General features: G+C 69.5%; 14 protein-coding genes and 1 pseudogene. 7 read left to right on the top strand and 8 right to left on the bottom strand.

Annotated features, from left to right (window positions below; all coding sequences use genetic code 11):
• Positions 1 to 10: 10 nt before the first annotated feature.
• The 3 genes from DVR07_RS03335 (at position 11) to DVR07_RS21960 (ending at position 1,687) form a co-directional block, all read left to right on the top strand.
• The gene (locus DVR07_RS03335) at positions 11 to 991 is read left to right on the top strand and encodes a PLP-dependent cysteine synthase family protein (RefSeq protein WP_115795355.1); all 981 of its coding nucleotides are present in this window, start codon (positions 11 to 13) and stop codon (positions 989 to 991) included.
• 296 nt (positions 992 to 1,287) lie between these two features.
• The gene (locus tag DVR07_RS03330) at positions 1,288 to 1,539 is read left to right on the top strand and encodes a hypothetical protein (protein WP_115795354.1); all 252 of its coding nucleotides are present in this window, start codon (positions 1,288 to 1,290) and stop codon (positions 1,537 to 1,539) included.
• Complete coding sequence (locus DVR07_RS21960) at positions 1,532 to 1,687, top strand: hypothetical protein (protein WP_165881724.1); 156 nt, start codon at positions 1,532 to 1,534, stop codon at positions 1,685 to 1,687. Before DVR07_RS03330 ends, DVR07_RS21960 begins: the two co-directional genes overlap by 8 nt.
• 92 nt (positions 1,688 to 1,779) lie before the next feature.
• Here DVR07_RS21960 and DVR07_RS03325 read toward each other — a convergent pair whose 3' ends face one another.
• From DVR07_RS03325 to DVR07_RS03310, 4 genes are all read right to left on the bottom strand, one after another.
• Positions 1,780 to 5,634: a PKD domain-containing protein gene (locus DVR07_RS03325; protein WP_162829414.1), complete on the bottom strand. Its 3,855-nt coding sequence runs from the start codon at positions 5,632 to 5,634 to the stop codon at positions 1,780 to 1,782.
• A gap of 148 nt (positions 5,635 to 5,782) precedes the next feature.
• Entirely contained in the window at positions 5,783 to 6,898 is a 1,116-nt protein-coding gene (locus tag DVR07_RS03320) for a DHH family phosphoesterase (protein ID WP_240147429.1), read from the bottom strand.
• Between the two features lie 155 nt (positions 6,899 to 7,053).
• Positions 7,054 to 7,722 carry an HAD family hydrolase gene (locus tag DVR07_RS03315; RefSeq protein WP_115795352.1) on the bottom strand — a complete coding sequence of 223 codons (669 nt, stop codon included), beginning with the start codon at positions 7,720 to 7,722 and terminating at the stop codon, positions 7,054 to 7,056.
• Positions 7,723 to 7,774: 52 nt separating this feature from the next.
• Positions 7,775 to 8,185 carry a CoA-binding protein gene (locus tag DVR07_RS03310; protein WP_115795351.1) on the bottom strand — a complete coding sequence of 137 codons (411 nt, stop codon included), beginning with the start codon at positions 8,183 to 8,185 and terminating at the stop codon, positions 7,775 to 7,777.
• Positions 8,186 to 8,309: 124 nt separating this feature from the next.
• Between DVR07_RS03310 and DVR07_RS03305 the strand changes: the two are divergent.
• Positions 8,310 to 8,894, top strand: a pseudogene (locus DVR07_RS03305) (SdpI family protein); the annotation flags it as partial.
• A 98-nt stretch (positions 8,895 to 8,992) separates the two neighbouring features.
• Here the strand turns inward: DVR07_RS03305 and DVR07_RS22580 are convergent.
• Both DVR07_RS22580 and DVR07_RS03295 read right to left on the bottom strand, forming a co-directional pair.
• Positions 8,993 to 9,409 (bottom strand): DUF3054 domain-containing protein, encoded by a 417-nt coding sequence (locus DVR07_RS22580; protein ID WP_115796289.1) that lies wholly within the window; start codon positions 9,407 to 9,409, stop codon positions 8,993 to 8,995.
• A gap of 120 nt (positions 9,410 to 9,529) precedes the next feature.
• Positions 9,530 to 10,177, bottom strand: a complete 648-nt coding sequence (locus DVR07_RS03295) for a helix-turn-helix domain-containing protein (RefSeq protein WP_115795350.1) — start codon at positions 10,175 to 10,177, stop codon at positions 9,530 to 9,532.
• A 118-nt stretch (positions 10,178 to 10,295) separates the two neighbouring features.
• Here DVR07_RS03295 and DVR07_RS03290 point away from each other — a divergent pair, with 118 nt between their 5' ends.
• The gene (locus tag DVR07_RS03290; protein ID WP_205410969.1) at positions 10,296 to 11,582 is read left to right on the top strand and encodes a hypothetical protein; all 1,287 of its coding nucleotides are present in this window, start codon (positions 10,296 to 10,298) and stop codon (positions 11,580 to 11,582) included.
• Between the two features lie 42 nt (positions 11,583 to 11,624).
• Here DVR07_RS03290 and DVR07_RS03285 read toward each other — a convergent pair whose 3' ends face one another.
• On the bottom strand, positions 11,625 to 12,206 hold the full coding sequence (locus DVR07_RS03285) for a class I SAM-dependent methyltransferase (RefSeq protein WP_115795349.1): 582 nt from the start codon (positions 12,204 to 12,206) through the stop codon (positions 11,625 to 11,627).
• A 131-nt stretch (positions 12,207 to 12,337) separates the two neighbouring features.
• On the opposite strand from DVR07_RS03285, the gene DVR07_RS03280 reads away from it, so the two are divergent.
• Both DVR07_RS03280 and DVR07_RS03275 read left to right on the top strand, forming a co-directional pair.
• Positions 12,338 to 13,000, top strand: a complete 663-nt coding sequence (locus tag DVR07_RS03280) for a GNAT family N-acetyltransferase (RefSeq protein WP_115795348.1) — start codon at positions 12,338 to 12,340, stop codon at positions 12,998 to 13,000.
• A 40-nt stretch (positions 13,001 to 13,040) separates the two neighbouring features.
• Positions 13,041 to 14,591 carry an FAD-dependent oxidoreductase gene (locus DVR07_RS03275; protein ID WP_115795347.1) on the top strand — a complete coding sequence of 517 codons (1,551 nt, stop codon included), beginning with the start codon at positions 13,041 to 13,043 and terminating at the stop codon, positions 14,589 to 14,591.
• A 24-nt stretch (positions 14,592 to 14,615) separates the two neighbouring features.
• Here the strand turns inward: DVR07_RS03275 and DVR07_RS21305 are convergent, their stop codons facing one another.
• On the bottom strand, positions 14,616 to 15,155 hold the full coding sequence (locus tag DVR07_RS21305) for a hypothetical protein (protein ID WP_162829413.1): 540 nt from the start codon (positions 15,153 to 15,155) through the stop codon (positions 14,616 to 14,618).
• Positions 15,156 to 15,217: the final 62 nt, after the last annotated feature.

Here is a 15,217-nt window from a genome sequence, read left to right as displayed (position 1 = left end):
TGCCTACCCGATGACCGACCACCGGACGCCGCTCGATTCCGTGCTCGACGCGGTGGGCGAGACGCCGCTCGTCCGCGTGCACGCGGCACCCGACGAGGTGCCGGTGTACGCCAAGCTGGAGTCGTTCAACCCCGGCGCGAGCGTCAAGGACCGCATCGGCGAGTACATGATCCAGGAGATGCTCGACCGGGGCGACCTCGAACCCGGCGGGACCGTCATCGAGCCGACCGCCGGCAACACCGGCATCGGGTTCGCCGTCGCCGCCGGCCAGCTCGACGTCGACGCCGTCTTCGTCGTCCCCGAGCGGTTCAGCGTCGAGAAGCAGCAGCTGATGGACGCGCTGGGCGCGGAGGTCATCAACACCCCGACCGACGAGGGGATGGGCGGGGCCATCGAGCGGGCCCACGAGCTCGCCGAGGAGATCGAGGGCGCCGTGGTACCCCAGCAGTTCTCGAACCCCCTCAACGTCGAAGCCCACTACGAGACCACCGGCCCCGAAATCTTCGAGGCGCTCGACCGCGAGGTCGGCGCGGTGGTCGCGGGCTGCGGTACGGCAGGGACGCTGATGGGAATCGCGAAGTACGCGCTCGAACGCGATTCCGACACCCACATCGTCGCGGTCGAGCCCGAAGGGTCGGTGTACGCCGAGACCAAGGGCGAGGACGTCGAGGAGGGCGCCTACAAGATAGAGGGCATCGGCACCCACGACCTCACGACGAACGAACTGTTCGACCCGGAGCTGGTCGACGAGGTGCTCCAGGTCCCCGACCGCCGGGCCCACGACGAACTGAAGCGACTCGCGCGCGAGGAGGGCCACCTGGTCGCGTCGAGCGCGGGCGCGGCCAGCGCGGCGGCCAGCCACGTCGCTGAGCGGATCCGCGACGGCGAGATCGACGCGCCACACGACGCGGTCGCGACGATCTTCCCCGACTCCAGCGAGCGCTACCTGTCGAAGGGCATCTACCGGTCGTTCGAGGAGTGGGAGGGCTGACGGCTCGCTCCGGGTGGGCGAAAGAAGCTGAAGCTGTCCCGGTCTGGCGGTCGTGCGGTCACAAGTCGCGGATTACCGTCTCTTATCTGTCGACGAAGGCCCTCGTTCGGCTCGACGGACCGGTGATTACGGTTCCAAAAAGTAGCCGTCGGATGACCCAGTATTCCGGAACGAATGCGCGCCAGAATAGCTGTATCTGGAAAACATGTCAATTTTCGCCGATAAGGTTTTACTCCTAATACTATAGAGGACTCGACAGTGCGCGATACGGGCATCCGATGTCGCCACAGTGAACCATGGCACGCGAGAACGCAACCGAGGAATCGAACGACAGCACCGACCCGGGGGACGCGAGTGGGTTCCGCGTCCGGTGTCCGAACTGCGAGGCACGGCTGACCGCCGGCCGACCGGAGGCGCCGTGCCCGGAGTGTGACACCGCCTTCTTCGTCCGGGTGTACGACGAGTTCGCGCTGGTCGAACGAGACGGCTGGACCGTCTCGGTGTCGCTGGGAGCTCCGACCCGTCCGGGAGTCCTCGTCGATGGATGACCTTCGAGGGCGCCTGACGGCCTCGCTCGACGGTCCTGCCGCGACGAGCGTCTACGAGTGCGCCCACTGCGGCGTCGAGAGCGAGCGGTGGGACGAGGACTGCCCGCGATGCGGCGGCGTGCTGATGCGGGTCGTGACCGGCGCCTGAGCCCGCTTCAGTCGCTTTCGGTCTGAAACGGGTCGTCGCCCGCCTCGACGCGGGTTTCGTCCCGCGCCGAGGGAGCCGACGACCGGCGATACTCAGTCGCGCTTCTGGAGGAGATACCCCCACAGCACCGCGCAGACGACCGTGACGAGCAGCGCGACGACGTACACCGTGCTGAGTCCGACGCCGGACGCGTCGGCGGACGCCGGCTGTCGGGCGGCGTCGGCCTGCTCGCTCCGGGAGTCCGCCGAGTCGGGTCGTGCGGCAGCCCGCTCGGTCGTCGCGTCCGTCCCGTCGGCGTCGGCCGCGGTCGAGCCGTCACCTGCGGACGAGTTCCGGTTCCCTTCCGGGTGCGGGACGCCGATGGCGAACGTCGAGAACCCCGGGGACACCGCGCGGAACACGACGGCGTCCGAGGCGTTCCGAACGACCGACGTCGACAGCGCCGACCACTCGCCGCCGTGGTTCCGGTACAGCGTCACCGCGCTCGGGTCGACGCCGCGGTCGTCGAGGACCGCGGTCCCGACGCGGAAGGTGAACGTCGCCGTCTCGATGGCCGCGTTGTCGATGCCGTCCTTGTGGACGGTGAGATACGAGAACGCGGTTTCCACGGGCGGCGCCGCGACGTTCGACGGGCGCGACTCCCGCTGTCGCGTCCGGAGCTCGAACGCCTCGCCGACGTCCGCGCCCGAAGACTCCGGCGGCGTGGCCAGGTCTATCGCCTCGAACGCGGCGGCCGACTGCGGTCCGGATTCGTCGGGGAGCGAAATCGACATCTCGCTCCCACCGGTCACGTTCCGGACGGTCACCGTCGCGGCTCCCGCCTCGCCGGGTCGGACCCGCACCTCCGGACGCGGTGGCCCCGACTCCGAGGCGTCTCGCTGCCCGTTACCGGCCGACGGGTCCGAGCCTCCGCTACTGCCGCCACTGCCGGCGCTGCCACTCGCACTTCCACCGCTGCTACTACTTCCACGGCTTCCGCCACCGCTACTTCCGCCATCCCCGCTGCTGGCACTACTGCTGCTACTACTGCTACTTCCACCGCTGCTGCCGCCACCGCCGGTGCCGGCCCCGCCGGTGCTGCTTGCGCCGCCGGGGCTGGCCCCACTGCTCCCGCCGCTACCGCTCGAACTGACTCCGGTGCTACCACTGGTACCGGCACCACTGCTGCCGCCGGCACCGCCGGTACTGCCGCCGTCATCGGTCCCGTTCGCCTCCCCGGAGCCGTCTCCGGTGGAGTCTGACGCGACCGCGAGCGTCGCGTTCGCCGCGTCGCTGCTCGCCTTGATGTCCACCACCTCGACGGTCACGTTTAGCTTGAGCGGTTCGGTGACGTTCGACGGCGCGGCGAACGTCAGCGACGGCGACTCCGTGACCCTGGTCCGGGTGACGTTCCGGAGCGCGGAGTCGTCGGTCTCCGTCGCCGGCTCGACGTGCCAGGTGTACGTCTCGCCGACGATGCCCTCGGGGACGGACGCGTTCAGCGTCACCGTGGCGTTCGCGGCCACGGGCTCGGGTGTCGGGAGCGAGATCTCGGGGCGCGGTATCACGGACACCGGTGCGGACACCGGGGAGGGCTCGCCTCGCGTCGTGTTGAGCCGGAGCGTCACCGGATACGTGCCGGTCTCTGGATAGCTGTGGTTCGGCGAGCGGTTCGCGCTCGTTCCCCCGTCGCCGAACCGCCACCGGTACTCGGTGACGGCGTCGCGTCCGTCGGCGACGTTCGACAGCGCGAACGGGACCGTCTCGTTCGGGTAGGCGTACGGCTTGTACTCGAAGTCCGGGGCGGGTCGGACGGGGACCGAGACGTTCCGCTCGGCGGTCCGGCCGTGCTCGTCGGTGACAGCGACGCTGCCGTTCACCGTCGTCGGGAACAGCACCTCCGGCGCGGTGAACGACGCGGTCGCGCCGTCGGCGTTCGCGAGCGAGACGTTGGTCCCGTTCGTCCGGGTCCAGTTGTACGTCAACGGCCCGTCGGCGTCCCTGTCGGTCGTCCCGCTCGCGTCCAGGGTGACCGTCGACCCGGCCGTCGCAATCTCCGGGACGTCGACGCTGACGTTCGGCGGGTAGTTGACGACCCGGACGGTCTCGTTCGAGGTGGCGGTGAGCCCGCCGCTGGTCGCCCGCAGGATCACCTCGTACGTCGTGTTGTGGCTGACGTCCGCGACCGTCCTCGTCGTGAAGTTCGCCTCGGTCGCGCCGGGGCTACGCGTGTCGTTGTACCGCCACTCGTAGGTGACGTTCGGCGCCCGGCGCGCGACGTCGAACCGGACCCGCTCGCCGACGCCGACCGTCGTGGCGCTCGCGCGGATGGTCGCGTTGGGATGGACCGTCACGTTCCGGGTCGCGGTCGCGGTGTTGTTCGCCCCGTCGACGACCTCCACCGCGACCCGCCGGTCGCCGATTGACTCGTACGCGGTCCGGAAGGTCGGCGACGCGGTCACCGCCTCGTACGCCTCGTCGCCGTCGGTGTCCCAGCGGTACTCCGCGATCCGGCCGTTGTCCGACGCGCCGCTCGCGTTCAGCGCGACCGTCTCGCCGACCATGGGGCTCCCGTCGGTGAGATTGATCGCCGCCTCGGGCGGAATCTCGTCGACCACGGGAATCCGGACTTCCGTCGTATCGTTCCGGCCCGCGCCGTCCACGACGGTGACGCTCACGTTGTAGACGCCGGTCGTCGTCAGGTACGGCGTCGTGAAGGTCGGACTGGGCGTCGTGAAGTGGTTGTACGGGGTGTCCCAGCGGTAGAGCCTGATGGCGGTGTCGTCGGTGCTGTTCGCCGCCGTGATCGTGGTGTTCTGCCCGACGTTGACGGGCGATTCGAGAACCGCCGTCCGCACGGTCGGCGGTTCGTCGTCGACGAGGAGTTCGAGCGTCGCGTTTCCGGTGACGGTCCGCCGCTCGACGGTCGTCCGAGGTCGGTCGCCCGACGCTTCGACTACGGTCGAGTCCGCGACTTCGAGAGCGGTCCCGTACGCTTCGAACGCGGCGAGTCCGTCGGCGGTCGTCGTCCCGTCGACGGTGATAGCGGCCGCCGAGCCCTCCTCGTCGCCGGAGAGCCGAAGGCTGACGCTCCCGTTCGAAACCGGCGAACTCCCGTTCCGGACGCTGACCTCGACGGCGTGCGCGTCCGGGAGCGATTCGTTCCCCAGGTCGACGCCGGTCGAACTGTTCAGGTCGGGCGCGACGACGTGAACGTCGGGGACGCCGTCCGGACCCGCGGCGGTGACGTTCCCGCCGGTCCCCGACGAGTGGTTCGGAGCGCGCTGCCGGTAGACGAGCGTATAGGTCCGGTTCGGCGACGCGCGGAGCGCGAACGCGCCGCTCTCGTTCGTCAGCGCGCGCGTCCGGTTCCCGTCGGCGTCCTCGACGTACACAGTGTCGTCGGCGAGCGGCCGGCCCGTCGTTGACCGGAGCGTCCCGCGGATCCACGCCGTCTCATTAGACGCGTTGGTCGTCTCCTCGGTCACGTCGACCGTCCCGTCGTCCGCCGTAGCGTTCCCGGTCGACGTTCCCTCGACGGTGGTCGTGTTTTCGGCCTCGGGCTCTCGGACGGTGGTCGTGGTCTCCGGCGTCGTGGTAGCGGGTGCGTCACCGCTCCCGCCGGTCGTGGCGGTGGTTCGTTGGGTAGTCGTCGTTGGCGACGTCGCAGTAGTCGTGGGTTCGGTGGTTGCAGTAGTCGTGGTTTCTGACGTCCCAGTTGGCGTAGATGTCGCAGACGTGGTTCCGGACGACCCGTTCGTACGGGTCGTCTCGTTCGCCGGTGAGAACGAAGCGGAGGAGAGGTCCGCGTCCGCGGGCGGCGGCGCCCCGCGTTCCGGACCGTGGGCCGTAGGGCCGAGAGCGACCGCCCCCACCACCGGAGCGGTGAGGCAGACGAGGCTGGCGAAGAAGACGGCCAGCGTCCGCGTCCGGCCCGAAATCGGTCGAGACAAGGTGGTTCGTCCCATCGTCGGTTGCTGTTCGTCCCGTCAGAACACCGCATATTTAATGTTCCGGTGTTTATTCCTGTTTTATCGATAGAGTACTCAGTATAGTTTGAAATAGTGGTGTAATTTCCTAGCTTTGAGAATGAATATCCCGAGAGAATGTTATTGTCTATGCGCTCTCGAACGCGTCGAAGAGGGCCTTCCGCCCGCTGAGGTCGATGAGTTCGTCGAGCGTCTCGTTCTCAGAGATGCCGGTCGCGGAGAATATCCCGAGCGGGACGCGTATCAGGGAGGCGTCGGCGTTCCCGGCCACGTCGTAGGTGTCGTCGAAGGCCTCCTCGAGGACGTCGACCGCGTTCATCCGGACGTCGTCGGTCTGACACGAGATGACGATGGTCTCGTCGTGGACGCCGAACACCGCCGCCGTCGTGACGCCCTCGACGCGGAGCAGCGTGCTCGCGGCCTCCTCGAGCGCGCTGACCGTCGGGACCAGCCCGACGTTCGTGACCGCGAAGCTCGACCGGCGCTCCCGGTTGATGATGGCGTCGCCGATGACGTCGAACGACTCGTCGCTGATGCTCGGCGCGTGGAGCTCCTCGACCCGGCCGAGGTCGGCGAACGAGTGGAGGTAGCCCGCGGCCCGGTGGTCGTTCCCTCCCGTGGGGCGGCGGAACTCCCCGGTCCCGGCCCGGATGCCGTACAGCAGCGCGGTCGCGACGTGCTGGTTCGGGGTGAACGCCGCGCGCCGGACGAGCTCGGTGACCGTCGTCGACGTCGCCCCGTCCTCGGGTCGCGTGATTGTCAGTGCGCTCTCGTCGGTCAGCTGTCGGTGACGGATGACGGCGACGACGGGGATCGACGCGACGCCCGGAATCGCGCCGGCCCCGCCGATGACGACCGCGGCGTCGCAGTCGGAGATGCTCGGGTCCGCGCCGCCGACCGGCGCCGGGTCGAGGTCGAAGAGGTTGCAGAAGGTCTTGCTGTCCTCGCTCGTCAGCTCGCCCTCGGCGAACAACTTGGCGGTGACGCCGAACTCCCGGCAGACCGCCTGGAAGCCGAGGCCCGCCGCCAGCGCGTCTATCGACGCGCCAGCGGGGAGGACCACCGCGAGGTGGTCCTGGGCGGACACGATGCGCCGGAGCTCCTCGAACGACTCGAAGTCGTCCCCGTCGTCGCGGTGGAGCAGCGATTGGATCACGTAGAATGCGAGGCCGCCGACGAAGAGCATGGCGGCGCTGACAACGACCAGTAGTTCCGTGGTGTTGCTCGCGATGGAGGAGGCCATTAATCGAAGACTCCGAACCGTATTTCAAGTATCTTCTGGATTTTAAATAGATAACTCGCGGACGTGTCGCACTTACGATGGAACGGAATCGGCCGACCCGTCGGTCGGGCATCCGATATTCGGAAGAAACGGTACGAGGATCTGTCGGAGACGGCTCAGACCCAGGGCGGGTCGCGCAGGTCGTGCATCGACGCGATGGTGTAGTGCGGGGAGAACTCCGCGGTCGCGTCGGCCTGCTCGAGCCACACCGAGGTCAGGCCGGCGGCGTGGGCGCCGGCCACGTCCGAGCGAAGCGAGTTGCCGACGTGGACCGCCCGGTCGGCCGCGAGGTCCATCGCCGAGAGGGTGCGGCGGAAGTGGTCCGGGTCGGGCTTGACCGGCCCGCCGGGCTCGGTGAACGTCGCGGCGTCGAACCGGTCGGCGATGTCGAGCGCCGCCAGCTTCGCGGTCTGGGTCTCGCGGTCGCCGTTGGTCACCAGCGCGAGGTCGTGGCTCGCGCCCAGCGCGTCGAGCGCAGACTCCGCGCCGGGCAGGAACTCGACGTCGGTCGGGTCGGGGTCCTCGTAGGCCCGGGCCACCGCGAGCGCGTCGTCACAGCTCCGACCCCGTTCGTCGGCGATGCCGGTGAAGCACCGCTCGCGCAGTTCGACCGCGGAGTCGGCGGTCACCTCCGGGAGCCACCGCCGGAAGTCGGCGACGTCGAAGAACGGGTCGACGCCCGCGGCTTCGAAGGCGTCGGCGAGCCGGTCGGCGGTCGACCCGGGATGCGTGCAGATGGTGTCGTCGAGGTCGAGAAAGACGGCAGCGACGTCCGCGTCGGTCATCGAGCGGGAGTAGGAGCCGACCCGTTAAAAGTGGTCGGTCCGAAGTGGCGCGTCAGGCGACCAGCCGCTGGTGCTCGACCTTGATGCACTTGTCCTGGACGACCCGGAGGCCGGCGTCCTCGGCGCGTGCGGCCGCCTCGTCGTCGGCGATGCCGAGCTGCGTCCAGACGACCTTCACGTCGTCGCGGGCGAGCGCCTCGTCGACGATGCCCGAGACCTCGTCGCTCGGCCGGAACACGTCCACGACGTCGACCGTCTCCTCGACGTCGGCCAGCGAGTCGTAGGCGGTCCGGCCGAAGATCTCGTCGGCGGTGGGGTTGACGGGGATCACCTCGTACCCGCGCTCCAGCAGGTACTTGGGTATCTCGTGGGCGTCCTTGCCGGGCGTGGACGAGCAGCCGACGACCGCGACGCGCTCCATCCCGAGCAGTTCGCGCAGTTCGGCGTCGCTCTCTACGGGCATACGTCAAAGCCTGGTCGCCGGCGTGCAAAAGGGTTGAGGTAGCCGGCGGAACTGTCGCGGTTTCCGGACTGCCGCTCCCGGCCCGGACCCCACATTTATATCCCGAAGCCGACAACTCCCGGATATGAACGTCCGACGCGGCTACGCGGTCGGCGGCGCGCTCGTGGCGGCTTCGGCCGTCTTCGGCGCGCTCGCGTACCCCGAGATGCCCGCCGAGATGGCGACCCACTGGAACGGCGCCGGTGAAGTGGACGGCCGGATGCCCAGGCTGCTCGCCCTCGGACTCTTTCCCGCGCTGATGGCGGCCCTGCTCGGACTGTTCGCCGCGCTCCCGCGGGTCGACCCGCTCGGCGAGAACGTCGCGGAGTTCCGCGCGCAGTACGACACCTTCGTCGTGCTGGTGCTCGCGTTCCTGGCGTACCTCCAGGCGCTCGTCGTCGGCGTCAACGCCGGATACGAGTTCGAGATGATTCAAGGGCTCGCGCCCGCCGTCGGCGCGCTGTACTACTACGTCGGCGTCCTCTCGGCCCACGCCGAGCGCAACTGGTTCGTCGGCATCCGGACGCCGTGGACCATCTCCAGCGACGAGGTCTGGGACCGGACCCACCGGCGCGCCGCGCCGCTGTTCAAGCTCGCGGGCGTGGTGGCCGCGCTGGGCGCGCTCGTTCCCGCGTACGCCGAACTCCTCGTCGTCGCTCCCGTCGTCGCGGTGTCGCTGTACGCCACGGTCTTCTCCTACGTGGAGTATCGGCGGGTCGGCGCGGAGTGTCGGCCCGAATTCTCAACCGCCAGTTCCACCTCGGTCGCTCAGCGCAGGAGCGCCACCGCCGCGCGCCAGAGCGAGAAGGAGACGACGCCCACACCGGTCACGACCAGCGCGAACGACAGTGGCGACTGGCCGTGGAAGAGCTCGGTCGACCGGAGCAGCAGTCCGATGGCGGCCGCGGGCACCCAGGCGGCCACCGCGCGGACGACCGCCGACTTGACGGTGCGAGTGGCGCCGGGAGCGTACGCGCCGGCTGCAAAGGACGCGACGATCCAGCCGACGAGGAACGGCGCCACGGTGTCGGCGACAACGAGGGGTTGCCGAATCGGGTCCACGCCGTGGCGGAGCTCGCCCACGATCAGGAAGCCGACCAGCACCAGCAGGTCCCCGAGCGCGAGCAGCGCGGCGCCCGACGAGCGCTCCACCCGCGACCGGAACAGCCCTTCGGCGTTGCTCATGGCTGCGAGTTGGACCCCCGCGGTTATGATTCCCGCGATGCGGCTCGCGGACCCGGCCCGTGGAACCGGGCGGTCGCGGCCGGGATTCGGCGAGTCAGGCCCGGCCGACGACTGCCCGCGTCACCGCACGTCCGGCGCGGCCTCGTCGAGGAACCAGTCGACCAGCTTCCCCTCGGCCCGGTGGAGGACGTCGCTGGCGGTCGCCGTCGTGACGCCGAGCGACTCGGCGACCTCGGTGAGCGTCGCGGTCCGGGGCGTCTCGTAGTACCCCAGTTCGACCGCGGCCCGGAGCACCTCGAGCTGGCGGTCGGTCAGGAGGCGGTCGGCCGGGGTCGCGTCGACTCGCCGGACGTGCTCGACGTCGAACTCGACGCCCGCCTCGACGAGCGCCTCGCCGAACGCCGACAGCCGCTCGTCGGTGGTCGTGGTCTCCCACGTCGTCCGCCCGTCCCGGATCTCGAACGGCAGCCGGAGGGGCACGCCCGCCCGCCAGACCGGGGCGAGCGGCAGCGGGTCCGCGGTCTCGACCTGGAGCAGCGCCTCGTCGTCGCGCTTCCAGAGGAGCGCGAGGTCGGTCACGTCCGGCTGGCGTTCGATGTCGGTCACGACCGGGACCGGGTCGTCGGTCACCAGTTCGACGAGCGCGACCCCGGTCTCCTCGCCGCCGAGGGTGGCGACGACCCGGAAGACGGCGTCGGGGTAGGCTTTCGACAGCGAGGCGATCCACGTGTCCGCCGGGAGCGTGACGGTTAGTCTGGCCCGTGGCATCGGGAGTCTCCGTCCGGAAGGAGCGGCCGCGGTCCGGTAAAAGTGCAGTCTAACATGCTAGGACGGGGCTGGCTGCTTCGTGCGAAGCGCTACCCAGCGCCCGTCCCGAGTCTCCGGTATGACATCGAGGATGCGACTCCGAACCAACCCGTTCCTGCTGATGGCCGGCCTGTACCTGACGGTCGGGCTGGCGGCGGTGGCGGGGAAGCTCGCGGTCGAGGCGGGACTGATCGACGCGCTCCCCCGGCTCCGGTGGCTGACGATACACTTCGTGACCATCGGCGCGATGACCCAGGCGCTGTTCGGCGCGCTCCCGAACCTAGCGGCCGCGGTCGGCGGCGGTGAGACGGTGCCCTCGCGGGGCCGCTGGCTTCAATGGGTGACGCTGAACGCCAGCTATCCCGTCGTGCTGCTGGGGATGGCGACCGGGTCGACCGCCGCGGCCGTCGCCGGGGCGACCGGCGTGCTGGCCGCGCTCAGCCTGCTCGTCGTCTCGGTGTACCGGACGAATCTTGGGGCGGTCGCGGGGCGCGACGAGGGGCTGGTCCGCTACTACGCGGTCGCGCCGTGGTTCCTGGTCGTCGGCGTCTTCGCGGCGTTCGGCATGCTGCTGGGCGTCCACGGACCGGGCGGCTACTTCGGGAGCATCGAGGCCCACGTCCACGCGAACGTCTGGGGGTTCCTCGCGCTCGTCGCCGCCGGGACGCTGCTCGCCCTGGTGCCGAGGCTGGCCGGGGAGCCGCTGCGCTACCCGCGGCTGAAGCCGGTCACGTTCTGGGGCGTGACGCTCGGCGCGACCGGCCTGGTCGCCGGTCCGTGGCTGGCGGCAAAGGCCCTGACGATGGCCGGACTCGCGGTGTACGTGGTCGGGACGCTCGCGCTGCTCGTGAACCTCGTCGGGACGTGGCGACTCGGCGGGTGCGCCAGGGACGCCCGATTCGGCCACGTCGTCGGCGCGTACCTCTGGCTGGTGTTCCCCGTGCCGTGGGCGCCGCTGGTGCTGCTGTTCCCCGAGACGGTGCCGGCGGCCGGCATCGAGGCGGCGGCCATCGAGGGGCTGGTCCTCGGCTGGATGCTCCAGCTCGCGATGGGGCTGCTCCCGACCGTGGCGGTCGCGCTGCGGGAGGCGCCGACCGACCTCCTCGCGTCCCTCGATGCGAGCGCCCACCGACCGCGGTGGGCGGGCGTCGCCGCCGTCAACGCCGGGATGACCGCGCTCTGGCTAACCGCCTTCCCCGCGTTCGAGGGGGTCGAAGCGACGCTGACGCTCGCCGGCTACGCGCTCGTCGGACTGGCGTGGCTCGTGTTCCTCCCCGACCTGTGGCGCGCCCTGCTGGACCGGCCGGCTGACGACCCCCGCATGGGCGCCGGCGTCACCGATGACGCGGAGAGCCCGGTCGACTGACCGTGGCGGTCCGCCGGTCGGGCAACCGTGCGGTCTGCGGTGTCACTCGGTTCCGGGCAACCGCCCTACGACGGTGTACTCGAACCCCGACGACCGGAACTTGGCGTCGAGGCCCGCGACCGCGACCAGGCGGCCGAGGTCCGCGGGCGGGAAGAACGTCGAGTCGAAGCCGTAGGCGTGTTCGCCCCACTCGACGACCCGGCCGACCGGCGACGCCGGGTCGATCTCGCGGACGACGAGCACGCCGCCGGGACGCAGGACTCGCGCGGCCTCCGCGACCGCGGCCTCGGGGTCGCCGAAGTGGTGGAGCGCGTCCACGACGAGCACGGCGTCGACGCTCTCGTCGGCGAACGGAAGCCGGGCGGCGTCGGCCCGGACCGCCTCGAAACCGTTCCGTCTGGCCTGCCGGGTCATCCCCGGCGCGGCGTCGGCGACGATTCGCTCGCGAGCGTCGAGCGCGCTCGCGCCCCGGCCGGTACCCCCGCCCACGTCGAGGACGCGCTCGACGTCCCGCTCCGCGAACGAGAGGGCTTCCCGGAACTCCGCGGGGTCCGGGGACGGCGAGAACCAGTCGTAGAACCGGGAAGCGCGGTCGAAGGTCGCGACGTCGCCCGCGTGACTCATGGTCGAGTCGACGGGGCGACGGAGCAAAAAACTGGCCTCCAGTTCGAGCGTGTCGCCGGGGGTCGACGTCCGGCAGTCGCGATACCGCCCCGAACGAAGCACAGTTACCGCGCCGGACCCAAGCCGTCGGCATGGAGTACGCGCTGGTCGGGTGGCCGGACGACGGGCCCCGACTCCGGCTCGACCACCGCGAGTTCAGCTACGCCGGGAAGTTCGTGATGTCGAACACCGGGAAGGCGGTGGTCCGCGACCCCGAGGCCGAGGCGTCGGACCACGGCGACGACGCGCCGGTCGCGGACGACGGCACCCAGGTCGCGGACGCCGACTGGATAGCGGACGACCGAATCGTCGGCGCCATCGCGTTCAACGGGGACAGGACCGACCCGGCGACGGCGTGGCTCCGGTACGTGACCGTCCGGCGGGACCGCCGCGGCGATGGATTGGGGGCGCGGCTCGCGCGGTTCGCGACCGAGCGCCTCCGCGAGCGGGGCTACGACCGGGTACAGATCGCGGTGAACAACCCCTTCGCCTTCCACGCGCTCTCGAAGGCCGGGTTCGGCTCCGCCGGCGAGGAGACGGGGCTAGCGGAGCTGGTCATGGTCGCGCCCGCCGAGCGCACGCGGGAGCGGTACCAGTCCGGCCTCGACGTCTACCGCGAGCGCGAAGGGCTCTCGACCGTCGAACGGGAGTTCCTGACGGCAAAGGCCGGAGTGGACCCGCCCGACGCGGTCCCCGACCCCGAGCAGCGGTTCTGCGGCGGGAAACCGGACGGACAAGTGGGCCACCGGGGTTAAGCGCGCCGAGGCCGAATCGGGACGCGGTTCGGGGGTTCACATGGGTGAGAGAGACGCGCTTCCCGGGGAGGGCGCATCGCTGTGGCTGGAGACGACCGAGCGCACCGACTACCCGCCGCTCGACGGCGACCGGCGGGTCGACACGGCTGTCGTGGGCGGCGGCATCGCGGGCGTGACCGCGGCGCTGGAGTGCGCCGAGGCCGGCCAGTCGGTCGCGCTGCTCGAGTCCGACCGCATCGTCGAGGGCGTCACCGGCAAGACGACCGCGAAGGTGACCGCCCAGCACGGGCTGCTGTACGACGACCTCCTCGACAGGCACGGCCGGACCGCGGCCCGGCAGTACGGCGCGGCCAACGCCGCGGCCGTCGAGGAGATCGCCGACCGGGTCGAGACCCACGCCATCGACTGCGACTTCGAGCGACTCCCGGCGTACACCTACGCCGCGAGCGCCGACCAGCGCGCCGCGGTCGAGCGCGAGGCCACGGTCGCCGAGGGGCTCGGGCTCCCCGCCGCGTACGTCGACGACCCGCCGTTCCCCGGCGAGGCGCACGGGGCCGTGAAGTTCGCCGACCAGGCCCAGTTCCACCCCCGGAAGTACCTGCTCGCGCTGGCCGAGGACCTGCCGGACGCGGGCGACGCCTCCGTCTTCGAGCAGACGAAGGTGACCGACATCGAGGACCGGTCGGGGGTCGGCGGGGGCGACGAGACGCCCTGCCGGGTCGAGACCGAGCGCGGGACCGTGACCGCCGACAGCGTGCTGGTGACCACCCACTTCCCCGTCGAGGACCCCGCGGCGTACTTCGCGCGCCAGTACCCCAAGCGGTCGTACGTGCTGGCGGTCGAACTCGCCGAGGAGCCCCCGGCGGGCATGTTCTACCAGGACGAGTCGCCGTACTTCTCGGTCCGGCCGGTGCCGAGCGCCGACGGCCCCGTGGCGCTGGTCGGCGGCCAGAACCACAAGACGGGACAGGGCGGGTCGACCGCCGAGCGGTACCGCAATCTGGAGCGCCAGACGCACGACCACTTCGACGTGGAGGAGGTGAAGTACCGCTGGTCGACCCAGGACTACGTCTCGGTCGACAAGATCCCGTACGTGGGCGACCTCGGCCCGACCACCGACGGGGTCTACGTCGCCACCGGGTTCGGCGGGTGGGGCATGACCAACGGCACCGCCGCGGGCCGGATGCTCGCGTCGTACGCGCGCGGGACGACGCCGAAGTGGGCCGACGCCTTCAACCCTCAGCGCATCGACCTCGACGCCGCTGGCGAGGACCTGCTCTCGGAGAACCTCGACGTCGGCAAGGAGTTCACCCGCGACTGGGCGAAGGCGCCGTTCCGCGGCGAGGACCCCCAGGTGGCGCCCGGCGAGGGCGAGGTTGTCCGCCGCGGCGGCAAACAGTGGGCGGTGGCCCGCGACGAGGACGGGGAGCTCCACGTCACCTCGGCGGTCTGCACGCACCTGGACTGCATCGTCCACTGGAACGACGCCGAGCAGTCGTGGGACTGCCCCTGCCACGGCTCGCGGTTCTCCGTCGACGGCGAGGTGCTCGACGGCCCGGCGGTGGCGGACCTGCCCAAGCGCGGGGAGTAAAATAGATCCGTATTTCCGAGGCTATTATAATTCCAAGTGCTCAAGCGGACCCCGAAGCTCCGATTCAATCACTTTGCGTGCTTCGGAATATGCTTCTTGAAACGCGTCTTCCTGGAATTTATCAGCATATTCTGAATCCGAGCCGTTTGATTCGTTTTGAATATGAATACTGGATTTTCGCACTTCATCGATGAAATTATAGAGTTCTTCAGATTTTGAAGGTGGGAGAAAGACGTTTGCTTTTCTTATTGCCTCAAGGGAGTCAACGTACATTTCTGGGATTTCTTGAGGATGCTCATATTCCTCCCCCTCCTGTATGGTGATAAGATATCGTGTCACCTCACGATGTGTTGCTTCCATCTCTGCATAGCAATCTAGTAAAATGTCTACCTTCCGCCCAAGGATATGCTCAGCGACTTGGCGTTTATTTTCCAGTATCTGTCTCGTAGCTAAACGTTTATCAGTGGCCTCCTGTTGGCGCTTGTTCCGAAAATGTGCTCCTACTTCACTAATTCCTGCTCCGACAATCACGCCCAGTATACCAATAACCGTAGAGTCTATCATTATTGCTCGGGAATTAATATCCCCGGTATATAATTTGTTTGTCTGATACAATGTGCTTAGAA

Origin of the sequence: Halorussus rarus (assembly GCF_003369835.1) — an archaeon.
Classification (GTDB): Archaea; Halobacteriota; Halobacteria; order Halobacteriales; family Haladaptataceae; genus Halorussus; species Halorussus rarus.
Note: the sequence above shows the minus strand (reverse complement) of the source record. Positions and strands in the feature narration are given on the sequence as shown.